Below are 24,690 nucleotides of genomic sequence, written 5' to 3'. Positions count from 1 at the left end.
CTGTTAATTCGCTTAACAAACCTTAAATTGCCCTTGCATCATCACCTTGTTAACCTGAGTGCACTTCTCAGGAGAATTTTATGAAACTTCGCACGCTTAGCCTCGCCTTGTGCATGGCTGCAATCACGCCTTTTGTAAGTGCCAAAACACTTTCGGTCACCACGGAAACTGGCAGCATTCAGGTGAAAACCATCGTCGAAGGTTTGGAAAATATTTGGGGTATGGCCTTTTTGCCCGATGGCAGCATGCTGGTGACTGAGCGCCGCGGGCGCATGCGTATAGTAAGTGCAGACGGAAAAGTGGGGAAACCACTTACCGGCTTGCCCGATATTTATGCGCAGGGTCAGGGGGGCTTGCTTGATGTAGTGCTCGCACCGGATTTTGCTTCCAGCAAAAAAATCTATTTCAGTTACTCTGAGCCGGGTAAAGGCGGCAATAGTACGGCAGTCAGTTTTGCCACGCTGAATGGCAACCAGCTGGAACATGTAACCCGTGTATTTAGTCAGCAACCGAAAATAAATTCGAGCGCGCATTTTGGTTCGCGTTTGGTATGGGCGCCAGACGGCACGCTGTTTATTACATTGGGTGATCGCTATAGTGAAAAAGACAAGGCGCAAACGCTCGATAACCATCAAGGTAAAGTGGTGCGCATTAATGCCGATGGTTCAATCCCTAAGGATAACCCCTTCGTAAAAACACCGGGCGCGCTGCCAGAGATTTGGTCATATGGGCACCGCAATATGCAAGGCGCTGCGATTAATCCCACCACTAAAGAATTGTGGACCGGTGAGCACGGACCGCAGGGTGGCGATGAATTAAATATTGATCGCGCGGCAAAAAATTATGGCTGGCCAGTGATTACCTATGGCGAAAACTATGGCGGCGGAAAAATTGGTGAAGGCACACACAAAGAAGGCATGGAGCAACCCAATTACAAATGGGTACCATCGATTGCCACAGCCGGATTTATTTTTTATACCGGTGATAAATTTCCACAGTGGAAAAATAATATTCTACTTGCCAGTTTGAAAGATAAAACGTTTGTGCGCTTGGTTGTGGAAGGTGAAAAAATCACCAAAGAAGAACGATTGCTGAGCAAAGAGCTGGATCAGCGTTTGCGCCATGTGGTGCAGGGGCCGGATGGTTTGGTCTATTTAGTGACCGACGAAAGCAAAGCCAAAATTTATCAATTATCACCGCAATAAAAACCTCAGGGGCACCGTTTGCTGCCTCCAATACTTTATGCAGAACGATTATATTTTTGTCTACGGCACTTTGCGCCGCGCTTGTGCGACGGGCGCGCATCAAACTTATTTGGCGGGTGCTGAATTTATTGGTAATGCAAAAGTAAGGGGCAATTTGTATCGCGTTAGCTATTATCCCGCATTAGTGCTGGACAATGCAGCCGGTACAGTTGTGGGTGAAATATATCGGGTATCAGCAGAGCAGCTGGTGAATCTGGATGTTTATGAAGAGTGTACTTACCCATCATTACCTACGCAGGAATACCAGCGCAAAAAAATAGACCTAAGCACGGATGCTGGCGCGGTCATGTCGGCTTGGGTTTATGTTTATCAGCACCCAGTTCAAGGATTTGAATTAATTACCAGTGGCGATTTTTTAAAAGCATAGCGAGTATCAATCAATTGCAGCTAGCGGCATGGGCAGTTCGGTTTTTTGCGCTGCGCCACCGCCGATCATTTCATCATAAGGTGATTGCATTACCAGCCAGCATTGATTAAACCCAATTTCTTTTAATGCAAGTTGGGCGCGATAGAGGCTGGGAAACTTACGCAGTTTTCCTGCAGAATCTTTAAGCAGCTGTGCAAGATCGCTCTGTCCCTCCGGCTCATGAGTAATTCCAGCCAGATAGTGCACACAATCGCTGTAACTGAAAATCAGTGCGCGGCTATTTACATTCATTATTTAACTCCTTGCAACAAATGGCAGGCGTAAGTACGACAATAGCGGCGCTCTGCCCAGCGTTGGTAGATGCGATCAACAAAGTTAGACCAAATCTTCCAGCGCAGCGGCTTCCATAAAAAACCTATGGGCGTAAACGACCAAGCCATTACGTTAGCGTCAACGCCAAGGTGCCAACTCCCGTCTGGCATTTGAAGGTGCAGGTTGCGCAGCATTTGCGCTTGCTCTGCGTCACTTAGCTGCAGTAACTGATGAATATCAACCAGCGTTAATCCTGCATTTTTGTATCGGCGTAAAAAAGCCATCTCCCGACTGCAGAGTGGGCAGCGGCCATCGTAATAGAGCTGGGCGCGATGCGTGGGTTGGGGTAATGCCATGGTGCTATTCTCAATATACGGGATAACCAGATTCGAGCAATATTTACGCAGGCGATCCTGATTGCGATCATTTTTTTTCGCTGCTGGATTTTCATCGCTTGAGCGAGTATGTTGTGCCCGCTTACTATTGATTGTATTTCCCCCGGAGCCATTAGATGAATCAATTTCGCGCGCTTAATTATGATGTTGATCCGGTGTTTCATTCTGCTAACAGGCCCGCTGCAAAAGTCGGTTTGCTGCTCACTAATCTTGGTACTCCGGACGCACCTAATGCATCGGCACTGCGTCGTTATCTGCGTGAATTTTTATCCGATCCGCGCGTGATTGAAATTCCGCGCTTGGCTTGGATGTTTATTTTGCACTGCATTATTTTGCGCGTGCGCCCGAAAAAATCGGCCAAACTATATCAATCCGTGTGGACCAGTGAAGGCTCGCCGTTACTGGTGATCAGTAAACAACAGCAGCAGGCTATACAGGTGCAGTTAGGCGATGGTTTTAGCGTAAAACTCGGCATGCGCTACGGCAATCCGTCCATTGCGAGTGCGCTGCGTGAATTGCAAAGTGAAGGTGTGCGCAAAATTATTGTCCTGCCGCTCTACCCGCAATATGCCGCGCCGACAACTGGCTCCAGTTTTGATGCAGTGGCAAAAGAATTATCGATATGGCGCTGGGTTCCGGAATTGCATTTTATCAATAACTATTGCGATCAGCCTTTGTATATCGATGCGCTCGCCAATTCAGTGCGCGAACATATCGAGAAAAATGGTAAGCCGCAGAAAATACTTTTCTCTTATCACGGAATGCCCAAGCGCAATCTGGACTTGGGCGATCCCTATTATTGTTTGTGCATTAAAACTACTCGCCTTGTGGCGGAGAAGTTGGGTTTAAATAAAGATGATTACATGGCCTGTTTCCAATCCCGTTTTGGTTATGCGGAATGGTTAAAACCTTATACCGATGAAACGCTAAAAAGTTTACCCGCAGAGGGCATTAAAAACATTGCGATTTTATCGCCTGCATTTAGCGCAGATTGTTTGGAGACACTAGAAGAGTTGGCGGTGGAAAATCGCCATACATTTATTGAGGCGGGCGGTGAAAAGTACGATTATATTCCCGCACTGAATGATCGTGCCGATCATATCGAGGCGCTAGTGCAATTGGTGAAGAGTAAAGTCTGCTCCCAAGCTTCTGTATAAGAGGTTTGGTCGTTAGCGTTTGTTTAGTATCGCCAACAACAACACCCAAAAACATAACACTAAATTAAATAGCGGTATCTGCAATTCTGCTGGCATTGCATACACCACAGATACCGCTGGAATCCAAACCAGCCAGTTAGATAACACAACGGTTGGAATTTTTACGCAGAAAAATCTTTTGTCCATCGCCCTTCTGCATTCAGCAATATTCCAGTTGGACTCCATCCATAGATAAATAATGGTGATGCCCGGTGCAGCCCAGAGTGCGCTGTAAATAAATTGATCCGCGGCCATTTTGGTGATGATGGTTTTTGCATCGTTGCCAGTGCCAAACCAGTCTGCTTGCAGGCGATAAAATAAATCGACCTCCATGCCCTTTAATCCCCAAAAGAGAATATAAAAAATCAGCAGGCCTGGCATGTTGCGATTGGGCGCAAGATTGTTGCTTAGCCACAAATATAAAAAAGGCAAAAGTCCACCAAACAAAGCGGTGGCGATAAATGAGTAGGCAAAGCCATAGTGTTGTTTTAATACACCAAACCAACTAAATACAGGTTTGGCGGCGGGCACAAAAAAATAAATAACTAAAATACTTAGAGCAAACAATTGCAGTACCAAACCGGGCACAAGATTTTTTTTGAGTGCTGCAACTATGGACTGGGTGATGCTCATGCAAGTTTATCCAATTAGTTGCCAAATACGGTTACAAGCATGTGCACGGAAAGCCCAATTAACAGTAGCGCAAATATTTTTTTCAGTAGTGTGATGGGTAAACGGTGCGCGAGTTTTGCGCCTAGCGGCGCAGTTATAAAACTCATTGCCGCCATTGCCAAAACTGCTGGCCAGAAAATATAACCGAGTGTGTAATTGGGTAAATTGCTAATACCCCAACCATTCACGGCATAACCCGCTGCGCCAGCGAGGGCGATAGGTAAACCCACCGCTGCCGATGTGCCAATCGCAATTGGTAAACGAATATTGCACCAGACCAAAAAAGGCACCGTTAATGTCCCGCCACCAATCGCTACCAGTGCCGATATGCCCCCTATTCCCGTGCCAACCGTACTCATACCCAGAGCGCCGGGTAATTGGTGTGATGGTTTCGGTTTGCGGTTGAGCACCATTTGCAGTGCAACCAGCGCCATAAAACAGGAGAAGAAAATCGCCAGCGGTTTGGCCGCTAAATAACTCGCCAAAAAAGTACCGGCAAAGGTGCCGAGCAAAATACCCGGCGCAATTTTTATCACTACCGGCCAAATTACGGCCTGATGTTGGTGATGCGCGCGCAAGCTTGCAATCGCTGTAGGCACAATCGCCGTCATCGAGGTTGCTAATGCCATATGCACAATATGCTCAGCGGGAAATTGCTGCTGCACAAATAACATGGTGAGTGCGGGCACCATAATGCCGCCGCCGCCAATGCCCAATAGCCCGGCAAAAAATCCGGTAAAGGCGCCGAGTGTTAGTAGAGCAACAATAAAATAGATATCCATGGCAAAACTACTTTGTTGCATGGGTGTTTCAGCGGAAGCTTTCACGACACGCCGTGAATCCATCCATGGAGGCTTATCTTCGACATCCATGTCTCAGACAGTCGTGAAAACTTCCACCGAAACACCTTGAGCGTGAATACACCAGTCGAAAAAAATCCCCATCGTTTTCACTTTGGGGATTTTGGCTTAACGATTGCACCTTGCGGTTAATGATCGTTAGGCTTTTTTGCCGCGCTTACGCTCGTTTTCGGTGAGCAGTTTTTTACGCACGCGGATGCTGAGTGGCGTTACTTCTACCAACTCGTCATCTTCAATAAATTCCAAGGCTTGCTCCAGTGTATGACGGATAGGCGGTGACAGGGTCAGCGCATCGTCAGTACCGGAAGCACGAACGTTGGTTAATTGTTTGGCTTTGGTTGGGTTTACTACCAAGTCATTATTGCGTGAGTGAATACCCACGATCTGACCTTCGTACACTTCTACACCAGCGCCGAGGAACAAACGGCCACGGTCTTGCAGCGGGTGCAAACCATAGGCGAGGGTTTTACCTTTCACCATAGAAACCAATACACCGTTTTGACGTTTGGCCACTTCGCCTTCTTTTACCGGGCCGTAGTGATCAAAAATACTGGTCATGATGCCGGAGCCAGAGGTCATGGTCAGGAACTGGCCACGGAAACCAATCAAACCGCGCGATGGGCAGAGGAATTCCAGCTTGATGCGGCCTTTGCCATCCGGCTCCATATTGGTCAACTCGCCTTTACGCAGGCCGAGTTCTTCCATCACTTTACCCTGGTGTTCCTCTTCAACGTCGATTACTACTTGCTCGAACGGCTCGTGAATTTCGCCATCAACGATTTTTTGAACTACTTCCGGGCGCGAAACCCCCATCTCGTAGCCTTCGCGGCGCATATTTTCGATCAGTACCGACAAGTGCAATTCACCGCGACCAGAGACGATAAATTTATCCGGTGAATCGCCCTGTTGTACACGCAGCGCAACGTTGGCGATCAGCTCTTGATCCAAGCGGTCTTTGATATTACGGCTGGTTACGTACTTGCCTTCTTTACCGGCGAAGGGCGAGTCGTTTACCTGGAAGGTCATGCTTACGGTTGGCTCATCGATAGAGAGCGCTGGCAAGGCTTCGATGCAATCCGGGCTGCACAGGGTATCGGAGATGCCGAGTTTATCGACACCAGTGATACAGACGATATCGCCCGCGTATGCTTTGTCGGTTTCGATACGTTGCAATCCGTGGTAGCCCATGACTTGCAACACTTTCGCTTTGCGCTGGTTGCCTTCGTGGTCAACTACAACCACTTGTTGGTTGGGTGACAGGCTGCCGCGCGTGATACGGCCGATGCCGATTACACCAACGTAGCTGCTGTAATCCAGAGCAGAAATTTGCATTTGGAAAGGGCCATCCAAATCAACTTTTGGTGGCTTCACCTTGTCGACGATCATTTGGAACAGCGGGGTCATATCTTCAGCGATATTGTCTGGGTCCAAACCGGCAACACCGTTCAGTGCCGAGGCGTAAATCACCGGGAAGTCGAGTTGCTCGTCGGTGGCGCCCAAACGGTCGAACAGGTCAAACACCTGATCCATTACCCACTCAGGGCGCGCGCCCGGGCGGTCAATCTTGTTGATAACAACAATGGGGTTCAAGCCTTGTTCAAACGCTTTTGAGGTTACGAAACGGGTTTGGGGCATAGGGCCGCCAACGGCGTCAACGATCAGCAATACAGAGTCAACCATCGACAGAACGCGCTCTACTTCACCGCCGAAGTCGGCGTGGCCGGGGGTGTCCACGATGTTGATGCGGTAATCGTTCCACTTGATCGCGGTGTTCTTGGCCAGAATGGTAATGCCGCGTTCACGTTCCTGATCGTTGCTGTCCATGATCAGGTCGCCGCTGTCTTCGCGACGGTCGAGGGTGCCTGATTGACGCAACAACTGGTCAACCATAGAGGTTTTACCGTGGTCAACGTGGGCGATAATGGCGATATTGCGCAGTTTTTCGATTGCTGATTGATCTGTCACTGTGGGATTTCTCTTGGGTGTGCGCCTGTGTCAGGCAAATGGGGAAGCGTAAAAAGGCGCGCATTATACCTATGAAGGGGTTACACGGATATGCTTGTGGCGATTCAATTGGTGAAAATTTAAGCTGTTAGTGTAAATACTTCGCGTATATACTTGATGTAACTACGCTATGGAGGATATAGCTATGACGCTTGCTCGTGTTTTTCAATCCGGTAATAGCCAAGCTGTAAGACTGCCTAAAGAATATCGGTTTGATGTAGATCAGGTTGAAATCTTTCGCCGTGGCGATGAAATTATCCTGCGTGCGGTTACCCCCAATGCCGGGGCGATTTTTGATGCGCTTACCCGCCTGCCAAGCGATGTTATGGCGCAAGAGCGGGATGATCTGCCGCCTCAGGAACGGGAAGACTTTTAACAGGATTTTTTATGGCTACACGTTATTTGCTCGATACCAATATCTGTATTTACATCGCCAAATATAACCCCCTCTCGGTGCGCGAGCGCTTCGCACAACATGCTGCCAATGAATTGGCTATGTCGGTGATTACTCTGGGTGAGCTGCGTTTTGGCGCTGAGAAAAGTCAGTCGAAAGCGCGAGCCATGGCAGTAATCGATGAGCTGGCCAACTTGATGAATATTGAGGTACTTTCAGATAGTGTCGCCGAACATTACGGGGAAATTCGCGCGAGTTTACAAAAATCAGGGCAGATGATTGGCAACAATGATTTATGGCTTGCCGCCCATGCCCGCGCACGCGATTGGATTTTGGTAACCAATAACGAAAAAGAGTTTGTCAGGGTGGAGGGATTGCGAGTAGAAAATTGGGTGTAGCGCCCTAACCAATCACCCAGCGACTTTTTTCGCCCCAACCGCGGCGCAGAAGCAAAACTACCAGCAGGCTGCCGTAGAGTTGGAAGATGAAAATCAATGCGCTGATCCAGAGGGCGGGCCATGCACCCTGTGGAATCGACCAACCAGACTGCACCGAAATACGAATAACATTTTCCACCAGAATCGATAGCAGTGGATGGACAAAAAAGATGGGGAAGCTATTGTCTGCCAGCAGGCGCAAATGCTGTGAGCCTCGCCCTGACGGTAAATAGCGGCACACTACTAATAACCACAAACAAAAGCCTAAGGTTTGCAGCAGCTGCCAATCAATTCCCGTCCAGACCAATGCGTGCTTGTGGTAGTTGCCCACATGCACATCCACATAAGTTTGGGTGAATGCAGTCGCGAGCCATAGCAATAAGCCCAGTATCAATACAGGCATCTGCCAGGTTAAAAGACACTGGCTGTAACGCGAACATAGAATGCCTAATAAATAGTAGGGCGTGAAATACACCAGTGATTGCAGTTGGTTAATATTGGAATCGGGGCGGTGGATAAACAGCGCGATCAGCGTAAACAGCAGCAACCAAAAGATTTGCCACGGGAAGCCAGCGTGAATATAGCGCAGGTGCAGTGGCGAACAGGCAAAGGTCAGCAGGATAAACGGCACATACCAGTGGGGATAGAGCACAAATCCGTTGCGCACTGTGTACCAACTATTGAGCAGTAATGTGTCTATGCCGTGGCCGTCCTGTGCCCAACCAATAATGCGAAAGCCCAAGCCAATCAATGAGATAGCAAGAAACGGCACCAATACCAAGCGCAGTTTTTTGCCCATGAAGTGGCGGTACTCAAAGCCTTGATAAAACACGCGATGAAAGAAAAAACCGGAGATAAACACAAACAGGCCGGTGCCGCCGCGCAGCACATTCTCTAGCAGTAAAGGAAAGCCTTGTTCCGACAAAAAAATCGAATGCCCCAGCACGATCAGGGCAATTGCCAGACCGCGCAGGTAATCAAACTCTACTAGCCGTCCCTTTTCTGAATCCAGTAGTGAACCGCTCATCAAATAGCGCAGGCGCTTTTGGGCTCTGGGCGATAAACGCCGACATTCAATTTGCCCGCATCTTTCAAATTGGCCGCATGCAATTGGCTCATCACCCCTTTTTGGCAGTAGAGATAATACTGGCGGCTCATATCCAGATTGGCGAAGTTGTGGTTGAGCGAATAGAACGGAATGGTGCGCACTTCGACACCGCTCACTTTTAGCGGATTGGCTTCCTGCTCATCCGGGTGGCGAATATCGATAATTACATCGGGCGCATTGACTTCGCCCACTACTGGCACCGATAAATCCGCATCCAACTCATCGACGATTTCATCGATATTTTGCGCGCGGCGCTCGGCAATCGCGCGCTCCAATACCGCCATATCGAACTTGCTTTCTTCGTGTTCCACCTTGTGCATTTTTGCGCGGGTGGTCGGGTTCACCGAGATTACTCCGCAGTATTCCGGCATGCTCGCAGCAAAACTTTCGGTGCCGATTTTGCGCGAGAGGTCGATGATATCGCCCTTGTCCATAGTGGCGAGCGGGCGCAGTACCAGCATGTCGATGGCGCGATCAATCGCATTTAAATTCACCAGTGTTTGGCTGGATACCTGGGCGACACTTTCACCGGTGACCAGTGCAGGAATCTCTAGCGACTCCGCCACTTTTTCCGCGGCGCGCAGCATCATGCGTTTGAGCGTAACACCCATGTAGGGGTTATCCACCTTTTCTAAAATTTCGCGCACTACATCTTCAAACGGCACTGTGACAAATTTAACGCGGTGGGATGCGCCGTATTTATTCCACAAGTAATAGGCCACTTCTTTTACGCCAATTTCATGCGCCCGTCCGCCCAGATTAAAAAAGCAGTAGTGCGCGCGCAGGCCGCGTTTGATACACAAGTAGGTGGAGACAGTGGAGTCAAAACCGCCCGAAATTAACGACAGCACTGGGTCTTGTGCGCCGAGTGGGTAGCCGCACATGCCCTGGGTTTTGCTGGTAAGTACCCATAGGCGATCGCCTTTAACTTCAAGGTGCACTACAACATCAGGCTTGTGCAGATTGACTCCTTTCGCTTCGGAGTGCTGCAGCAGTCCGCCACCGACATATTGTTCTACTTCAACTGAACTATAGGGGTGCTTGCCCACGCGCTTCACGCGCACACAAAAGGTTTTGCCCGCAAGTGCATCGCGCCAGTGAGTCAATGTGTGTTGGAAAATCGAGTCGAGATCGCCCAGTGGGTAGTCGTGCAATACCGCAAAGTTAGCGATGCCGGGGGTGTGTGCCAGAACTTCCGCAATTTGTGCGGCGGTATTGGCATCGGCATGAGGGCAGCGAATTTCGATTTTTTCCCAGTCGCGTTGCACATCGATATCGACACCTAAATTGCTCAGCAGCAGGCGTAAGTTATCGCGCAACTGTTTGATAAAGCGCTTCCGTACAGGGGGGCTTTTAATGATGATTTCGGAAAATACTTTAACAACAATATGCATGTGGAATTGCGCCTGACAGGATGCAGCGAGTGCTGGCTGAATAAAAAGGCGGCGATTATACAACAGCGGCGCCATGTTCGGCGCCTCTGTTCGACACAGCAACTACTGCGAGCGGGAAATGAGCTGTTTCATTTTTTGCAGCTTGGGCGTCACCAGCGGAATGGTCAGCATGGTGCTGGCAACCGCCATAACCAGAAGCGCGGTGAAGGTCTCACTGGTGATGATCTGTTTATCGAGCAGCACATTGGCGAAGATGATCATAATCAACGCCTTGGTTTGCAGCAGCCAGCCGATGATTGAGGCTTCGCCTTTTTGCCAGTTGAGAATCTTGCCTGCGGCGTGTATGCCGACCAGCTTGCCGGTAACTGAAGCGACTAACAAAATCGCCGCCGCGACAAATACTGCGGTGCCGCCGACATCCCAATTGGTGCGCAGGCCAGTGCTCAGGAAGAATACCGGCATGATGATCATCAAGACAAAATGGCGCAGTTTGTCCATATCCTCCTGATTAAACCAATCGGCATCCATCACCGCACCGGCGAGGAAGGCGCCGACCATATAGTGTAACCCTGCCCAATCGGCGGCGAGGCCACAGATCGCCAGCCAGATAAAACCGGAGTACCAGCGGTCTTTCTCTGCAATCGCCACCATCAATTTGCGGAACAAGTAGGCGGCGAGGGCAAAGCCGGCGAGGAACATACCCTGACGGCCAACACGCTCCCAGTCCAGCAGGATCAGGGCGAGCACGCCCCAAATGGCGATGTCATCCAAACTGGCGTAACGCAAAATCCGCTGGCCGATGGGCTGGCGCAGAATCTCCATCTTTTCCATAAACAGAATCAGGATGGGCAGTGCAGTTACCGCGCAGGCCATGCCGACACCGAGAATAAACTGCCAGGTCAGACCATTTGCGCCAATCCAACCATCGCTAAAACTCATCATCAACACGGCGGCGCCGCAGCCAAATAGCAGCGGTGTGCCCAGTGCGAGGCCAGCGGTGATACCGCTTTCGCGTTTGTATTGCCAAGCTTTTTTCAGATCCAACTCAATGCCGGCGATCCAGACAAAAATCATCACCGCCCACCAGGCGATGCCGTTGAGCGATTTGATGACGTCGGGGTTAAAGACAAAACTGTAATACTCGGGGAATGCCTTACCCAGTACCCCGGGGCCAAGCACAATGCCCATGATGATCTGCACCACCACCAGCGGCGCCCAGTAATCGGTTCTGCCCAAGCGCCAAATCAGGAAAGGGACCGTAAAAATAATTACCATCGCGATCAGGAAAATTTCGGTTGTGGTCATATGCATCTTGCTAAGCCTTTAATTCTTATTAGGTTTTGTAAATTGCCTTGTCGTCAGTTTGACGGATGGCGCAAGGTACAGGGATTTTGGGCGCCATTCGACATCTGGCTTATAGATAATCCCTATGACCCATTTAGTCAAAAGCTAAACCACTCAAAAACTATTCTTTTCGTCAGATTTTGTCGTCGGATCGCCATAAAAGTGATGCAATTTGGCGCAGGCTACTGGCACACTAGCGCTCGTTTCACTGGGGAGAAAAAGTGATTGCCATAAGTTGATATTTATTGGCATTTTTTGGTGCATGCCGGGAATATTTTGACTTATTTTGGTGCACGGCCTTTTTCTGCGACTTTGCCTTATTGCTGGAAAGCCTTATTTTTAAACGCTTATTGCTATTTTCCCTAAATGGCATATATTTTGCCCCTTTTCTGACACCCTAGTCTTGCCCCGCTCACCGAAATGAGTCGCGAGCCCGGATGAAGTGGGAAAATTTTCAGGTAATCCGCCCTTTGGGGTTGTTTACTGGCCGCAATAACAACTTTCACAATCCGTAGCCTTCGGGCTATTACAACTTGGAGGCATTCAATGTCTAAGACTTTAGACCTGATCAAAGAACACGAAGCTCGCTGGATCGACTTGCGCTTTACCGACTTTAGAGGCAAAGAGCAGCATGTTACTTTCCCATCAAGCGTGGTAAACGACAGCTTCTTCGTTGATGGCAAAATGTTCGACGGCTCTTCAATTGCTGGTTGGAAAGGTATTAACGACTCAGACATGATCCTGATGCCGGATGATTCTACCGCGGTATTGGATCCTTTCTACGACGAAGCCACTATTAATGTTCGTTGTAACATCGTTGAGCCTGCAACCATGCAAGGCTACGACCGCGACCCACGCTCTATCGGTCTGCGCGCTGAAGAGTACCTGAAGTCTACTGGTTTGGGTGATGTTGCCCTGTTTGGTCCAGAGCCAGAATTCTTCATTTTCGACAGCGTTCACTTCCACAGCTCAATGGGCGGCGCTTTCTACAAAATCAAATCTGAAGAGGCCGCTTGGTCATCAGGTGATGACGTTGAAGGCAAGCACGGCCACGCTCCACGCGTAAAAGGCGGCTACTTCCCAGTTGCTCCAGTTGACTCACTGCACGACATTCGCGGCGCTATGTGTAACGCGATGGAAGCAATGGGCCTGGAAATTGAAATTCACCACCACGAAGTTGCTAACGCTGGCCAATGTGAAATCGGCGTAGGCGCTAACACTCTGGTTAAGAAAGCGGACGAAGTACAGATCCTCAAGTACTGCGTACATAACGTTGCTCACCAATACGGTAAAACCGCCACCTTTATGCCGAAGCCTTTGATCGGTGATAACGGTTCAGGTATGCACGTTCACCAATCTTTCTCTAAGAACGGCAAAAACCAATTCGCTGGCGATGCTTACGCTGGCTTGAGCGAAACTGCTCTGTACTACGTTGGCGGTATCATCAAGCACGCTAAAGCATTGAATGCTTTCTGTAATGCTTCTACCAACTCGTACAAGCGTTTGGTTCCAGGCTTCGAAGCGCCAGTAATGTTGGCTTACTCTGCTCGTAACCGTTCAGCTTCTATCCGTATTCCTTACACTGTTGGTGAAAAAGCCAAGCGTATCGAAACTCGTTTCCCTGATCCAACTGCTAACCCATACCTGTGCTTCGCGTCATTGCTGATGGCGGGTATCGACGGTGTTCTGAACAAGATTCATCCGGGCGAAGCAGCGACCAAAGATCTGTACGATCTGGAGCCGGAAGAAGAAGCAGAAATCCCACAAGTGTGTTCATCTTTGGAAGAAGCTTTGGCTTCGCTTGAAGCTGACCACGAGTTCTTGTTGGCTGGCGGTGTATTCTCTAAAGACTTCATCGATGCTTACATCGACCTGAAGAAACAAGAAATCCAACGCATCAACATGACTCCGCACCCAGTAGAGTTTGAACTCTATTACAGTGTTTAAGAGCAGCGTGTAAGTCTTGCTGCAGGCTAATCAGGCTTAAGCTCGGTTAATCTGTGAAAAAGCCCGCACCGGAAACGGTGCGGGCTTTTTCTTTGTGGGGCGCGGGAGTACCCTAGGGAAAACGATTGGCCAGCAGAGGTAAATAATGCGTAGTTTATTGATGGTGATGTTTTTTCTGGCGCAGTTGAGCGCAGCGGATGTGTATAAGACGGTCGATAAGGATGGCAAGATCAAATACACCGATAAGCCGAGCACCGAAAATGCAGAAAAGCTGAAGTTGCGCGAGATCAATACGGTGCCAGGGGCGCAGCCCTTGCCGCAGTCAACACCTGTAGCTTCTTATGAGTCGCGCACGGCAGAGTTGCAGTACCAAATTGGCATTATCAGCCCCCGCTCGGATGTCACTATCCCCGTTGGACAGCGCGATTTGGCGATAGCCATCAATCTTACTCCGGGGCTCCAGCAAGGGCATTTACTGGTGTATTTTATGAATGGTGAGTTGCTGGAGGAGACAACAATGAACAACATCATCGTCAAGGATGTTCCGCGTGGCACTCATACATTGGTGGTAGAGGCGATTGATGCCGATGGTCAATCATTGGGCACGTCACCTCCGGTTATCGTGAACGTTATTCGCCCAAACATTCACACTAATGCCCTTTCAAAGCCCACGCCAAAATGATTGCACCTTTTTGGTGCTATCATTCTCTTGAAAATCCCCATTATGGACAAATTCAGCGGCTAAACTTGCTGAATAACGCCTTTTTCTTACTTGGTTTGTTTTTTGCAGTAGCCTCCATGCCCATTGTCGAGGCGTTCAGGAGAGCAGTAGCTGGTGAGTCCGCGCGATATCTACAAACCTATATTGGATAGCTTAAGTACCGCCATTATTTTGGTGGATACTGACCTGCTGCTGTGCCATATGAACCCTGCCGCTGAAGCCCTGCTCGCAATGAGCTGTGAGAGCAATACCGGCGAGCCAATCACCTACTTTTTTTATGAGTCCGATGAAACTGATCGCCAGTTAAAGCTGGCGGCGGCGCAGGCTAATCATTACACCAAGCGCCATGCCGAGTGGCGCCTGCTCAGCGGCGGTTCCATTACGGTTGATTACACAGTGACCCCTTTTGGCGACCATGATGGTTTGATTATTGAAATCCAGCCGATTGATCGATTGCTGCGCATCAGCCGTGAAGAGATGTTAACCAGCTCGCACGAAACCACGCGCAATCTGGTGCGCGGTATGGCACACGAGATTAAAAACCCCCTCGGTGGTATTCGCGGTGCCGCGCAATTGCTGGCGCGTGAGCTGCCTGATACCAGTCTGACCGAGTACACCAATATCATCATTGATGAAGCGGATCGTCTGCGCAATCTGGTTGATCGTATGCTTGGGCCCAATCAGCTGCCTAAATGGCAATCGCTCAATATTCACGAGGCAATCGAACGCGTCGCCAATATCATCAAAGCGGAAAGTAGCGACGCAATCAAAATCGTGCGCGATTACGACCCAAGTATTCCCGCCATGCAAGGTGACAAGGAAATGCTGATTCAGGCGTTGCTCAATATTGTGCGCAATGCCATGCAGGCCTTGGTGGAGGCCAATGTGCTCAACGGTGTCATTCAGCTGCGCTCTCGCATCCATCGCCAGTACACCATTGGTCGTAAACATCACTCGTTAGTGTGTCGGATCGATATCATCGACAATGGTCCCGGTATTCCCACCGATATGATCGAAAATATTTTTTACCCGATGATCTCCGGCCGCGCCGAAGGCACGGGGCTTGGCTTGACCATTTCGCAACATCTTATCCATCAACATCATGGCCTTATCGAGTGCCAAAGTGAGCCGGGCAAAACCCGTTTCTCACTCTACTTACCAATGGAAGCGCAACATGCAGAAGTCTAATAAAGTCTGGATTATTGATGATGATCGCTCGATTCGCTGGGTGCTGGAAAAGGCCCTGCAGGGGGCGAACATTGAAACTCGCGTGTTTGACTCGGGCGATAGCGCCATGAGTCAGCTCAACCGCGATATTCCCGATGCGATTATCAGTGATATCCGCATGCCGGGTACTGATGGTTTGACCTTGCTGGGCAATCTGCACAATACCCATCCGCAGATTCCAATTATCATCATGACCGCCCACTCGGATCTGGACAGCGCCGTAGCTGCCTATCAGGGCGGTGCATTTGAGTACCTGCCCAAGCCCTTTGATGTGGATGACGCGGTCGCTGTTACCCAGCGTGCTCTCGCCCATGCGCAAGAACAAAAAACTGAACACGGCGCCGAGGCCGCGCTGGAAACCAATACGGAAATCATCGGTGAAGCACCGGCGATGCAAGAGGTGTTTCGCGCGATTGGCCGCTTGTCGCAATCCAACATTACGGTGCTTATCAACGGTCAGTCAGGTACCGGTAAGGAATTGGTGGCACGTGCGCTACATCGCCACAGTCCGCGCCGCAACGAGCCTTTTATTGCGCTGAACATGGCGGCAATTCCCAAAGATTTGATGGAGTCCGAGTTATTTGGCCACGAAAAAGGTGCTTTTACCGGTGCTGCCGCCCAGCGTCAGGGGCGTTTTGAGCAGGCTAACGGCGGCTCCCTATTCCTCGATGAAATCGGCGATATGCCTGCCGAGACCCAAACCCGTCTCTTGCGGGTATTGGCTGACGGTGAATTTTATCGCGTTGGTGGTCACACCCCGGTTAAGGTGGATGTGCGTATCATCGCCGCGACTCACCAGAACCTGGAAACACTTGTAGCGGACAACCGTTTCCGTGAAGACTTGTTCCATCGCCTCAATGTGATTCGTATTCATATCCCGAAATTGGCTAATCGCCGTGAGGATATTCCCAAGTTGGCGCGCTTCTTCCTGCACAAAGCGGCAACTGAGTTAAATGTTGACCCGAAAGTATTGCTGCCAGAGACGGAAGAGTATTTTTGCTCTCTGCAGTGGCCGGGCAATGTTCGCCAGTTGGAGAACACCTGTCGCTGGATCACTGTTATGGCGTCAGGGCGCGAAGTGCATATAGAAGATTTGCCGCCCGAGCTGCTGGAAAACAAAGAGACCAGTACCCCGGCCGACGATTGGGAAAAAGCCCTGCGCCACTGGGCAGATCAAGCACTGACCCGCGGGCAGCATCAATTGTTGAGTGAAGCGGTGCCCACCTTTGAGCGGGCATTGATTGAAACAGCACTGAAATACACCGCTGGGCGCAAGCGAGATGCCGCTAATTTACTGGGCTGGGGGCGCAATACCCTCACTCGCAAGCTCAAGGAATTGGGTATGGCGGGCGGTAATGACCCAGATGGTGATGATTAATTTTTGAGTCTTTGGCGATGAGCCGATCCGAGCTGGTAAGCCGGCTCATCGCCCTGTTGTTCTCCCGTATCTGCCCTGCTATTAAAAACATCTTTTCAGATCTTCTTTTCTTCCTCGCGCAGCATTGCAAAGCTGTGTCTATACTTCCCTAACTGGTATGCAACAGCCGTTGCCATCTTGGCTCACTACTACGGCTCGCTAAGAACATCTGTATACCGATTAAAAGCAATTACTCACTTTGATTGGAAGTTAGCGCTCAAGATTGGTGCGTTCTTGCCGTCAATAATACTGGGTAACTTAATAAGTCTAATAGCCGAATAGTTTCGGGGGAAACATGGTAAAAAAATCCTTGCTCACCAAATTGATGATGGTGCTGACAATCGCCATGCTGGCGATTGCGGTTATCGTCGCTCTGGTCAACGACCAAATTGCCTCCGACAATCTGGAGAAAAAATTGGAGGCTGAAACGTCGGCGATGATTGAGTTGACCAACAGCTCCATTCTTGAGGCAGTGTTTGCCTACGACTTCCAGCAAATTGAGGCGATTGCTAAATCGTTGGTTAATACTTCACTAGTGACCTCGGTGAGTGTGGTTGATCATCGCGGCCAGTCGTTAGCAAAGGCGGCCGATGGTGACGAAAGCAAAAATCAGTTGTCTCGCGATGCGATTCCGATTGTCTACAACGGCAGCACAATAGGCAGCTATAACATCAGTTTCTCTACCCAAGAGCTGCAGGAAACCCTGAGCAATCAGAGAAAGACGACGATTTTTACCGTAATTGCCTTGCTTGCTGCCAGTTTGATTACGGTATACATCTTGATTCGCAGCCTGGTTTTGGCGCCGGTTGATGAGGTAACTCGCTCGCTGGCCACAATTGCCGGTGGGGGTGGTGATTTAACCCGCCGGTTACCAACCGATAGCCAAAATGAAATCGCTGCACTTGCCCATAACTTTAATCTGGTAATGGAGCATATCGCTGCCATCATTCGCAATGTGGTGCAGGTTAACGATAAGGTGCGTGTCAACGTCAACAAAATGAGCGGCGCCACTGAAAACACCGTTAATTCGACTTCACAGCAATTGCGTGAAATTGAATTAGTGGCCACGGCGGTAGAAGAATTATCGGCATCGGCTAATGAAATTGCTCGCCACGCGGGTGATACTGCTGAGCGCACAACTGCCACCAGCGTGCTTGCGGAAGAAGGCAATACTATTGTTAATCTCTCGCTGGAAAACGTTAATCGTCTTACTAGTCAGATTGAATCGACCGCACAAAAAATTCAGGTGCTTAAAAACAACTCGGTCAACATTGGTTCGGTGATGGAAGTTATCCGTACGATTGCCGAGCAGACCAATTTACTGGCATTGAATGCTGCAATTGAAGCGGCTCGCGCAGGTGAGCAAGGGCGAGGTTTTGCGGTGGTGGCCGATGAAGTGCGCTCACTGGCACAAAAAACTCGCTCATCGACAGAGGAAATTGAATCAATCATTGTACAGTTGCAGCGCGCTGCCGATGAGGCACATCAAGCGATGAGCACCAGTACCGCGTCCGCGCGCGAGACTATCGACACTGCCTCAAAAGTTGGCGGTGCACTCGATAAAATTCGGGCAAATATTGGGGTTATCAATGATATGAATCATCAAATTGCCACTGCATCACATCAGCAGAGTTCTGTGGCGAATGAGGTGAGTAAAAATATTACTGCGATTCACAGTCTGTCGGAAAACGTGGTTGAAAATGCGCAGGTGGTGAACCACAGCGGCAGTCAATTAATCAATGAAACCAGCGAACTGAAAAAGCAAATCGACACATTTAAGGTATAGGTTTGTTTTTGCTGTAATGTTAAAAGTGGCGCTTTGATAGCGCCATTTTTTATTCTGCATCCTCTTGCTTAAACGGTAAGTGCGCCTTGGCATCCTCGGCATAAGTTCGAATAGCCTCAGCTTCCTCTGTTACAAACTGTTCGATTGCGGTGCGAAATCCCGGTTCCGTAATCCAGTGATTGGAATAGGTGATCACTGGTTCAAAGCCCCGCGCAATTTTATGTTCGCCTTGTGCGCCGCCATCAAAGCGGGTTAATTGATGAGCGATAGCATAATCAATGCCCTGATAGTAACAAGTTTCAAAATGCAGAAATTGATACTCTTCAAAACAGCCCCAATAGCGTCCATATAAGGTAGTGTTATCACGCAGAAAGAGTGATGCAGCGATAACATTTTTCGCACCGGACTCCGTTGTTTTAATCGCATTGATCAGTACCAAATTGTTGCTCATGGTGGTGCCGAGTTGCTGAAAAAAGCCCGCATTCAAATAGCCTTGGTGGCCGCTGCGCTTTAAGTAGGTGTTGCGATAAAGCGAATAAAAAGCTTCACAGTCTTGTGGTGTCAATTCATGTCCAGTTTTCACCTCAAATGCAAACCCTTGGGCTAAAACTTGTCTGCGTTCTTTGGTAATGTTTTTGCGTTTGCGCGATGTCATCTGCGCGAGAAAGTCATCAAAACTTTTATAGTCGCGATTAAACCAATGAAATTGGCAGCCCAAACGTTGCGGAATGTTGTGTCGGCGCAATTGTGTACTCATGTCGGCATCCGGGAATAGGCAGTGCCAACTGGAAAAGTTTTTTGCAGTGCATTCGCTGGCCAGAACTTGCAGCAGTTTAGCTATGAATTCCGCTGTTAGTGTGGCGGGGCTAGCGAGTAAACGCGGGCCAACACAGGGCGTAAACGGAATGGCGTTAATCCATTTAGGGTAGTACTGAAATCCATGGCGGCGGTAGGCATCTGCCCAACTCCAATCAAAGACATATTCGCCATAGGAGTGGGTTTTGATAAAGCCAGGCAAAGCAGCGACTAATTGCTCACCTGCCCACACCAAGAGGTGGTGCGGTGTCCAGCCAGTGGTTGCGCTGGTGCAGTGGTGGTCTTCCAAGGCGGCAATAAATTCGTGGCGCACAAAAGGGTAATCCGTTGGGCACAGCTGATTCCAATGCGCAGCGGCAATCTGATGAATTGAGTCGATAAAACAAATATGCACCCTGAGCTGCCCCTTGATTAAAGCGAGAAAAGTCGGCGGTTAGATTAATCGCTGAGCCGGTTTTTGCGTTGTATCCGCGTAAAGTTTCGTGGTGAGGGAAAACCGGCGCTAGGCATTATCCTCCCTACTGCAGTAGAATTCCGCCATCTTGATAACACTCTGGTTTCTCAATGCCATCGTCAGAACCTGACCCAAGGCCCATTGCCTTGGATCGCCCCTGTATCAGTTTACCTTTCTTGCTGTCGGCTATTGCCCAGTCCTTTTCGGCGGTGTCGCTAAATAAACAGTGCCTGGCTGCTCTAAGCTCGCTATCGATCTCTTTTATTGTTGATCGATTGTTCGATTTAATCCTGAGGAAATAACTGTGGAATGGATGGCTGATCCCAGCGCTTGGCTGGGTCTGTTAACCCTGATAGTGCTTGAAATTGTGTTGGGGATCGACAACCTGATCTTCATCGCTATTCTGGCCAATAAACTGCCGCCCCATCAACGGGATAAGGCGCGCATTCTAGGTTTAAGTCTGGCGCTGCTGATGCGCTTGCTGCTTTTGGCAGGAATCTCTTGGCTGGTGACCTTAACCGAGCCGCTGTTTAGTGTATTTGATAAAAGCCTCTCTGGGCGCGATCTGATTTTGTTGCTCGGCGGCCTGTTTCTGCTGTTTAAAGCCACTGTTGAAGTGCATGAGCGGCTGGAGGGCAAACTCGAGGTGCCACGCAATACTCAGGTTCACGCCGCTTTTTGGGGCGTGGTTGCGCAGATTATTGTACTCGATGCAGTCTTTTCATTAGATGCGGTAATCACTGCAGTGGGTATGGTTGATCACCTTGAGGTGATGATGATTGCAGTGGTGATTGCGATGATGGTGATGATTGTCGCCAGTAAAGCGCTGACTGACTTTGTGAATCGTCACCCCACTGTAGTCATGCTCTGTCTCGGCTTTTTGTTGATGATTGGCTTCAGTTTGGTGGCCGAAGGCGCCGGTTTTGAAATCCCCAAAGGCTATCTCTATGGCGCAATTGCCTTCTCGGTACTGATCGAAATATTTAATCAACTGGCGCGCTCTAATCGCACCCGCCATCTGATTGGCGAACGCCCGCTGCGCGACCGCACGGCAGAAGCAGTATTGAAGCTGTTGGGTGGCCGCAGCGATGCCGATGAAGTCGGCGCCGATATCGCCGGTATGACCGCATCGCCGGAAGATGAAGAAATGGCATTTGAGCACAGCGAACGCCATATGATTCGCAGTGTGTTGCAGTTGTCGAATCGCCCTATTCAATCCTTAATGACTCCGCGCCCGGATATTATTTGGGTCGATGCCAATGCCACCCCCGAGCGGTTGCTGGAAATCCTCAAGACCACACCACAAACCCGCTTGCTGGTCGCGCGGGATGAATTGGACAACTTGCTCGGTGTAGTGCAAAGCCGCGATTTACTCACTGCGGCACTCGATAACCAACCGCTAGATCTGGCCAAATTAGCGCTTTCACCGCTCGCCGTGCCTGAGGGTACCAGCGCGCTTAAAGTGCTGGAGATGCTGCGCCAGGAAACCCTGCCGCTGGCAATAGTGATCGACGAATACGGCAGTATTAAAGGTGTGGTGACCACCGGCGACTTGCTTGCGGCGATTGCCGGCGAGTTGGCCGACACCTACGACGAGCCACTTGCAACACAGACCGATGAAGGCTGGCTGCTGGATGGCAGTATTTCATTGGAGCAAGTCGAAGAGTTATTGCATATCAAGCTGATGCGTGGCGACGGTGATTATTTTACCCTTGCCGGATTGCTGCTAGAGCAACTGCAGCATGTTCCCGTTGTGGGCGAAGAAATTACCTTGGTGGGTTATCAATTCCAAATTATCGATATGGAAGGCCGCCGTATTTTACAAGTGCGAGCCACGCACTTACCCGAAGACCCCGGCATTACACAGATTGGTTATTAACGAGAACTGCCTCACCCTCTTCGCGATAACTTCCACCGATAATGCGCGCGAAATTCTTCCCCTATGGGTATTCAGGATTTGTTCATGCTCGTTCACTAGTATCACCCCGGAAGACCTTACTGGAGATTCTCTAAAATGAAAAATTCAATGAAAAAAATAAGCTTGGCAATAGCGGCAGTGAGTTTGTTTGCCAGCGCAAGTGTGATGGCGCGCAGTGCGGTTAGTTACACTTATGCGGGCGTTCAATTTATTAATCAGGATCTTGATGGTGGCTGTAACCAAGATGGTGTGCGTTTGGGCGGCAGCCTTGAATTAAACAGCGATTTTTTTGCGCTTGGCTCTTATAGCGATGTGAGTGGCAATGGCTGTGGCTCAGAAAACCTAAAGATGGGTATTGGTTACCATACATTATTTGGGGCAGATTCGAGCCTATACGGTGCCCTGAGTGCAGAAAATATCTCAGTTGACTATGGCAATAGCGATTCAGGTTTAATCGTTGCAGCAGGTTTGCGCGGTTTTATCGAAAATAATGTCGAACTGAAAGTAGAGTTGGCACACCATACCGCCTTCGATGGTAATACCGTATTGAGCGGTGGTATTGCTTATTGGTTTGCCCCTACTTTTTCGGTAACGGGTGATGTAGGTTTGGGTTCTGAGTCATCAGAACTTGCACTGGGATTGCGGATGAATTTCTAAACCCCCGGCGTTAATGTAAAAAGCCAGCGTTTTTTAGCGCTGGCTTTTTTATTTATAAAAACGATTCACCGGTTATCCCAGCTGTGCTGCTTCCAACTCTTCACTGACCATCAACCAGTTTTCTTCTGTCTCGTCTAATTGATTTTGCAATTTCACTTGCTCTTGCAGCAGTGGTTGCAAAATGGTTTTATTTTTTTCATCGTAAATACTGGGGTCGCCTAACTGGGTTTCAATTTCACTCAGCCGCGTCTGCAGTTTTTCCATCTGGGTTTCGAGGGATTTTAATTTGTTGGTGAGCGGCTTGAGTTGCGCGCGCGCCGCTGCCGATTGTTGGCGCTGGGCCTTTTTATCAACTTTTGAATCGCTCTCGCTGTTAACCGCAGTTTCTTTTTCGGCGACAGCTATATTGGTTTTTTGCTGTTGCATCCATTTGTAATAATCTTCCAGATCGCCGTCAAACTCTTCCACCTTGCCATCGGCAACCAGTAAAAATTCATTCACTGTATTGCGCAGTAAATGGCGATCATGCGACACCACAATCACAGCGCCTTCAAATTCTTGCAGCGCCATGGTGAGCGCGTGGCGCATTTCCAAATCCAAATGGTTGGTGGGTTCGTCGAGCAGTAATACGTTGGGTTTTTCCCAGGCGATAATCGCCAGCGCCAGTCGCGCTTTTTCTCCACCGGAAAAGTGAGTGATAGGTTCAAAGGCGCGGTCGCCGTGGAAATCAAAACTGCCGAGAAAGTCGCGAATTTCCTGCTCGCGTGCTTGCGGTGATAAACGCTGGATATGCAGCGCTGCAGAGGCATTGATATCCAAGGCTTCTAATTGATGTTGGGCAAAATAACCGAGTTTAAAATGTTCGCCATTAGTGCGATCACCGGCCAGCAGCGGCAGTGAACCAGCGAGGGTTTTTACCAAGCTGGATTTACCCGCGCCATTGGGGCCGAGTAAACCAATACGGGTTTCGGCGCGAATCGCCAGTTCAACTTTATTCAGAATTATTTTGTTGCCAGCGCCAGTGTTATAGCCAATGTCGGCGCGGGCTATGTGCACCAGCGGTACCGACATTTTGTCGTTGCATTTAAAAGTAAAGGTAAACGGCGAATCTATATGGGCGGGCGCAATTTTTTCCATGCGCTCCAACTCTTTAATCCGGCTCTGAGCCTGACGGGCTTTGGTCGCTTGCGCGCGGAAGCGGCGAATATAATTTTCAACGTGAGCAATGCGCTCTTGCTGCTTCTCAAAACTCGCCTGTTGCTGCGCTAATTTTTCGGCGCGCTGGCGTTCAAACGCAGAGTAGTTACCGCTGTAATTATCGAGTTTTTGTTTTTCGATATTAACAATGCGATCGACAATGTTGTCGAGAAAGTCGCGGTCGTGCGAAATAATTATCAAGGTGCCGGGATAGCGTTTGAGCCATTCTTCCAGCCACAGGGTTGCATCCAAGTCCAAGTGGTTGGTCGGTTCATCGAGCAGCAATAAATCCGATGGGCACATCAATGCCTGTGCAAGGTTCAGACGAATGCGCCAGCCGCCGGAAAAATCCGATACCGGGCGTTGGTCATCCCCCGGTGCAAAACCCAAACCATTTAACAATTGTTGCGCGCGCGAAGGTGCGGTGTAGGCGTGGATGTTTTCCATATCGCTATACAGGTGCGCGAGCTGTTCGCCATTGTGTTCCGGATCTTGCAGGGCGGTGGCAATTTCCAATTCCAAACGACGCAATTCGTTATCGCCATCAAGCACATAATCCAGTGCGCTGCGGCTGGTATGGCCAACCTCTTGCGCCATGTGGGCGATGCGCCACTGCTTGGGAATATCGAGCGAGCCGGTATCGCTGTGCAATTTGCCCAGCAACAATTGAAACAAGGTGGATTTGCCGGTGCCATTGGCGCCGATCAAACCGACTTTTTGGCCAGGGTAAATAGTGAGATCGGCAGCATCCAATAAAAATTTGGTGCCGCGCTGTACGGAGATGTTTTGTAATTGAATCATG

At 49.6% G+C, this 24,690-nt stretch carries 22 protein-coding genes; 12 read left to right on the top strand and 10 right to left on the bottom strand.

The window, feature by feature from the left end; genetic code table 11:
• Nucleotides 1-80 precede the first annotated feature (80 nt).
• Both AWU77_RS10695 and AWU77_RS10690 read left to right on the top strand, forming a co-directional pair.
• Nucleotides 81-1,205 carry a PQQ-dependent sugar dehydrogenase gene (locus AWU77_RS10695; protein ID WP_062063137.1) on the top strand — a complete coding sequence of 375 codons (1,125 nt, stop codon included), beginning with the start codon at nucleotides 81-83 and terminating at the stop codon, nucleotides 1,203-1,205.
• Between the two features lie 37 nt (nucleotides 1,206-1,242).
• A complete protein-coding gene (locus tag AWU77_RS10690; RefSeq protein ID WP_062063134.1) occupies nucleotides 1,243-1,632 on the top strand; it encodes a gamma-glutamylcyclotransferase in 390 nt (129 codons plus the stop codon).
• 6 nt (nucleotides 1,633-1,638) lie between these two features.
• Here the strand turns inward: AWU77_RS10690 and AWU77_RS10685 are convergent, their stop codons facing one another.
• Together AWU77_RS10685 and AWU77_RS10680 are read right to left on the bottom strand one after the other, a co-directional pair.
• Nucleotides 1,639-1,923, bottom strand: a complete 285-nt coding sequence (locus AWU77_RS10685; RefSeq protein ID WP_062063131.1) for a DUF6482 family protein — start codon at nucleotides 1,921-1,923, stop codon at nucleotides 1,639-1,641.
• Nucleotides 1,923-2,300, bottom strand: coding sequence for a thiol-disulfide oxidoreductase DCC family protein (locus AWU77_RS10680; RefSeq protein ID WP_062063127.1), 378 nt, complete (start codon nucleotides 2,298-2,300; stop codon nucleotides 1,923-1,925). Before AWU77_RS10680 ends, AWU77_RS10685 begins: the two co-directional genes overlap by 1 nt.
• Before the next feature lie 155 nt (nucleotides 2,301-2,455).
• On the opposite strand from AWU77_RS10680, the gene hemH reads away from it, so the two are divergent.
• Nucleotides 2,456-3,496 (top strand): ferrochelatase, encoded by a 1,041-nt coding sequence (gene hemH / locus AWU77_RS10675; RefSeq protein WP_062063123.1) that lies wholly within the window; start codon nucleotides 2,456-2,458, stop codon nucleotides 3,494-3,496.
• 12 nt (nucleotides 3,497-3,508) lie between these two features.
• Here hemH and AWU77_RS10670 read toward each other — a convergent pair whose 3' ends face one another.
• The 3 genes from AWU77_RS10670 to typA form a co-directional block, all read right to left on the bottom strand.
• A complete protein-coding gene (locus tag AWU77_RS10670; RefSeq protein WP_062063119.1) occupies nucleotides 3,509-4,168 on the bottom strand; it encodes a hypothetical protein in 660 nt (219 codons plus the stop codon).
• A gap of 14 nt (nucleotides 4,169-4,182) precedes the next feature.
• The gene (locus AWU77_RS10665) at nucleotides 4,183-5,034 is read right to left on the bottom strand and encodes a sulfite exporter TauE/SafE family protein (RefSeq protein ID WP_238582382.1); all 852 of its coding nucleotides are present in this window, start codon (nucleotides 5,032-5,034) and stop codon (nucleotides 4,183-4,185) included.
• Nucleotides 5,035-5,205: 171 nt separating this feature from the next.
• Nucleotides 5,206-7,032: a translational GTPase TypA gene (gene typA / locus AWU77_RS10660; RefSeq protein WP_062063117.1), complete on the bottom strand. Its 1,827-nt coding sequence runs from the start codon at nucleotides 7,030-7,032 to the stop codon at nucleotides 5,206-5,208.
• Between the two features lie 184 nt (nucleotides 7,033-7,216).
• Here typA and AWU77_RS10655 point away from each other — a divergent pair, with 184 nt between their 5' ends.
• A complete protein-coding gene (locus AWU77_RS10655; protein WP_062063113.1) occupies nucleotides 7,217-7,447 on the top strand; it encodes an antitoxin in 231 nt (76 codons plus the stop codon).
• An 11-nt stretch (nucleotides 7,448-7,458) separates the two neighbouring features.
• Nucleotides 7,459-7,863, top strand: coding sequence for a type II toxin-antitoxin system VapC family toxin (locus AWU77_RS10650; RefSeq protein ID WP_062063109.1), 405 nt, complete (start codon nucleotides 7,459-7,461; stop codon nucleotides 7,861-7,863).
• Between the two features lie 4 nt (nucleotides 7,864-7,867).
• Here AWU77_RS10650 and AWU77_RS10645 read toward each other — a convergent pair whose 3' ends face one another.
• The 3 genes from AWU77_RS10645 to AWU77_RS10635 form a co-directional block, all read right to left on the bottom strand.
• Nucleotides 7,868-8,929 carry an acyltransferase gene (locus AWU77_RS10645; protein WP_062063105.1) on the bottom strand — a complete coding sequence of 354 codons (1,062 nt, stop codon included), beginning with the start codon at nucleotides 8,927-8,929 and terminating at the stop codon, nucleotides 7,868-7,870.
• Complete coding sequence (gene thiI / locus AWU77_RS10640; RefSeq protein WP_062063195.1) at nucleotides 8,929-10,404, bottom strand: tRNA uracil 4-sulfurtransferase ThiI; 1,476 nt, start codon at nucleotides 10,402-10,404, stop codon at nucleotides 8,929-8,931. Before thiI ends, AWU77_RS10645 begins: the two co-directional genes overlap by 1 nt.
• A gap of 102 nt (nucleotides 10,405-10,506) precedes the next feature.
• The gene (locus AWU77_RS10635) at nucleotides 10,507-11,715 is read right to left on the bottom strand and encodes a cation:proton antiporter (protein WP_062063101.1); all 1,209 of its coding nucleotides are present in this window, start codon (nucleotides 11,713-11,715) and stop codon (nucleotides 10,507-10,509) included.
• 579 nt (nucleotides 11,716-12,294) lie between these two features.
• Between AWU77_RS10635 and glnA the strand changes: the two genes are divergently transcribed.
• The 5 genes from glnA to AWU77_RS10605 all read left to right on the top strand — a co-directional run bounded on the left by glnA (nucleotide 12,295) and on the right by AWU77_RS10605 (nucleotide 18,846).
• Nucleotides 12,295-13,695 carry a type I glutamate--ammonia ligase gene (glnA, locus tag AWU77_RS10625; RefSeq protein ID WP_062063093.1) on the top strand — a complete coding sequence of 467 codons (1,401 nt, stop codon included), beginning with the start codon at nucleotides 12,295-12,297 and terminating at the stop codon, nucleotides 13,693-13,695.
• 145 nt (nucleotides 13,696-13,840) lie between these two features.
• Entirely contained in the window at nucleotides 13,841-14,377 is a 537-nt protein-coding gene (locus tag AWU77_RS10620) for a DUF4124 domain-containing protein (protein ID WP_062063089.1), read from the top strand.
• A gap of 153 nt (nucleotides 14,378-14,530) precedes the next feature.
• On the top strand, nucleotides 14,531-15,604 hold the full coding sequence (gene glnL, locus AWU77_RS10615; protein WP_062063087.1) for a nitrogen regulation protein NR(II): 1,074 nt from the start codon (nucleotides 14,531-14,533) through the stop codon (nucleotides 15,602-15,604).
• On the top strand, nucleotides 15,591-17,021 hold the full coding sequence (gene glnG, locus AWU77_RS10610; protein WP_062063083.1) for a nitrogen regulation protein NR(I): 1,431 nt from the start codon (nucleotides 15,591-15,593) through the stop codon (nucleotides 17,019-17,021). The genes glnL and glnG overlap by 14 nt, the downstream gene beginning before the upstream one ends.
• Before the next feature lie 334 nt (nucleotides 17,022-17,355).
• A complete protein-coding gene (locus tag AWU77_RS10605) occupies nucleotides 17,356-18,846 on the top strand; it encodes a methyl-accepting chemotaxis protein (protein ID WP_062063079.1) in 1,491 nt (496 codons plus the stop codon).
• A gap of 49 nt (nucleotides 18,847-18,895) precedes the next feature.
• Here AWU77_RS10605 and AWU77_RS10600 read toward each other — a convergent pair whose 3' ends face one another.
• On the bottom strand, nucleotides 18,896-20,056 hold the full coding sequence (locus AWU77_RS10600; RefSeq protein WP_084618280.1) for a GNAT family N-acetyltransferase: 1,161 nt from the start codon (nucleotides 20,054-20,056) through the stop codon (nucleotides 18,896-18,898).
• Nucleotides 20,057-20,429: 373 nt separating this feature from the next.
• Here AWU77_RS10600 and AWU77_RS10595 point away from each other — a divergent pair, with 373 nt between their 5' ends.
• The gene (locus tag AWU77_RS10595) at nucleotides 20,430-21,995 is read left to right on the top strand and encodes a TerC family protein (RefSeq protein WP_238582388.1); all 1,566 of its coding nucleotides are present in this window, start codon (nucleotides 20,430-20,432) and stop codon (nucleotides 21,993-21,995) included.
• Nucleotides 21,996-22,142: 147 nt separating this feature from the next.
• On the top strand, nucleotides 22,143-22,691 hold the full coding sequence (locus AWU77_RS10590) for a porin family protein (protein WP_238582380.1): 549 nt from the start codon (nucleotides 22,143-22,145) through the stop codon (nucleotides 22,689-22,691).
• A 72-nt stretch (nucleotides 22,692-22,763) separates the two neighbouring features.
• Here the strand turns inward: AWU77_RS10590 and AWU77_RS10585 are convergent, their stop codons facing one another.
• Entirely contained in the window at nucleotides 22,764-24,689 is a 1,926-nt protein-coding gene (locus AWU77_RS10585) for an ATP-binding cassette domain-containing protein (protein WP_062063193.1), read from the bottom strand.
• Nucleotide 24,690: the final 1 nt, after the last annotated feature.

The organism is Cellvibrio sp. OA-2007, assembly GCF_000953825.1.
In the GTDB taxonomy this organism is placed as follows: Bacteria; Pseudomonadota; Gammaproteobacteria; order Pseudomonadales; family Cellvibrionaceae; genus Cellvibrio.
Note: the sequence above shows the minus strand (reverse complement) of the source record. Positions and strands in the feature narration are given on the sequence as shown.

Bases quoted from the DNA above. Each gene is read 5' to 3' on its own strand.
- hemH (WP_062063123.1), top strand. From the start codon at position 2,456: ATGAATCAATTTCGCGCGCTTAATTATGATGTTGATCCGGTGTTTCAT.
- glnG (WP_062063083.1), top strand. From the start codon at position 15,591: ATGCAGAAGTCTAATAAAGTCTGGATTATTGATGATGATCGCTCGATT.
- AWU77_RS10695 (WP_062063137.1), top strand. From the start codon at position 81: ATGAAACTTCGCACGCTTAGCCTCGCCTTGTGCATGGCTGCAATCACG.
- AWU77_RS10620 (WP_062063089.1), top strand. From the start codon at position 13,841: ATGCGTAGTTTATTGATGGTGATGTTTTTTCTGGCGCAGTTGAGCGCA.
- AWU77_RS10590 (WP_238582380.1), top strand. From the start codon at position 22,143: ATGAAAAAAATAAGCTTGGCAATAGCGGCAGTGAGTTTGTTTGCCAGC.
- AWU77_RS10650 (WP_062063109.1), top strand. From the start codon at position 7,459: ATGGCTACACGTTATTTGCTCGATACCAATATCTGTATTTACATCGCC.
- AWU77_RS10595 (WP_238582388.1), top strand. From the start codon at position 20,430: ATGGCTGATCCCAGCGCTTGGCTGGGTCTGTTAACCCTGATAGTGCTT.
- AWU77_RS10635 (WP_062063101.1), bottom strand. From the start codon at position 11,715: ATGCATATGACCACAACCGAAATTTTCCTGATCGCGATGGTAATTATT.
- AWU77_RS10685 (WP_062063131.1), bottom strand. From the start codon at position 1,923: ATGAATGTAAATAGCCGCGCACTGATTTTCAGTTACAGCGATTGTGTG.
- AWU77_RS10645 (WP_062063105.1), bottom strand. From the start codon at position 8,929: ATGAGCGGTTCACTACTGGATTCAGAAAAGGGACGGCTAGTAGAGTTT.
- AWU77_RS10605 (WP_062063079.1), top strand. From the start codon at position 17,356: ATGGTAAAAAAATCCTTGCTCACCAAATTGATGATGGTGCTGACAATC.
- AWU77_RS10655 (WP_062063113.1), top strand. From the start codon at position 7,217: ATGACGCTTGCTCGTGTTTTTCAATCCGGTAATAGCCAAGCTGTAAGA.
- AWU77_RS10680 (WP_062063127.1), bottom strand. From the start codon at position 2,300: ATGGCATTACCCCAACCCACGCATCGCGCCCAGCTCTATTACGATGGC.
- AWU77_RS10670 (WP_062063119.1), bottom strand. From the start codon at position 4,168: ATGAGCATCACCCAGTCCATAGTTGCAGCACTCAAAAAAAATCTTGTG.
- AWU77_RS10585 (WP_062063193.1), bottom strand. From the start codon at position 24,689: ATGATTCAATTACAAAACATCTCCGTACAGCGCGGCACCAAATTTTTA.
- thiI (WP_062063195.1), bottom strand. From the start codon at position 10,404: ATGCATATTGTTGTTAAAGTATTTTCCGAAATCATCATTAAAAGCCCC.
- glnA (WP_062063093.1), top strand. From the start codon at position 12,295: ATGTCTAAGACTTTAGACCTGATCAAAGAACACGAAGCTCGCTGGATC.
- AWU77_RS10690 (WP_062063134.1), top strand. From the start codon at position 1,243: ATGCAGAACGATTATATTTTTGTCTACGGCACTTTGCGCCGCGCTTGT.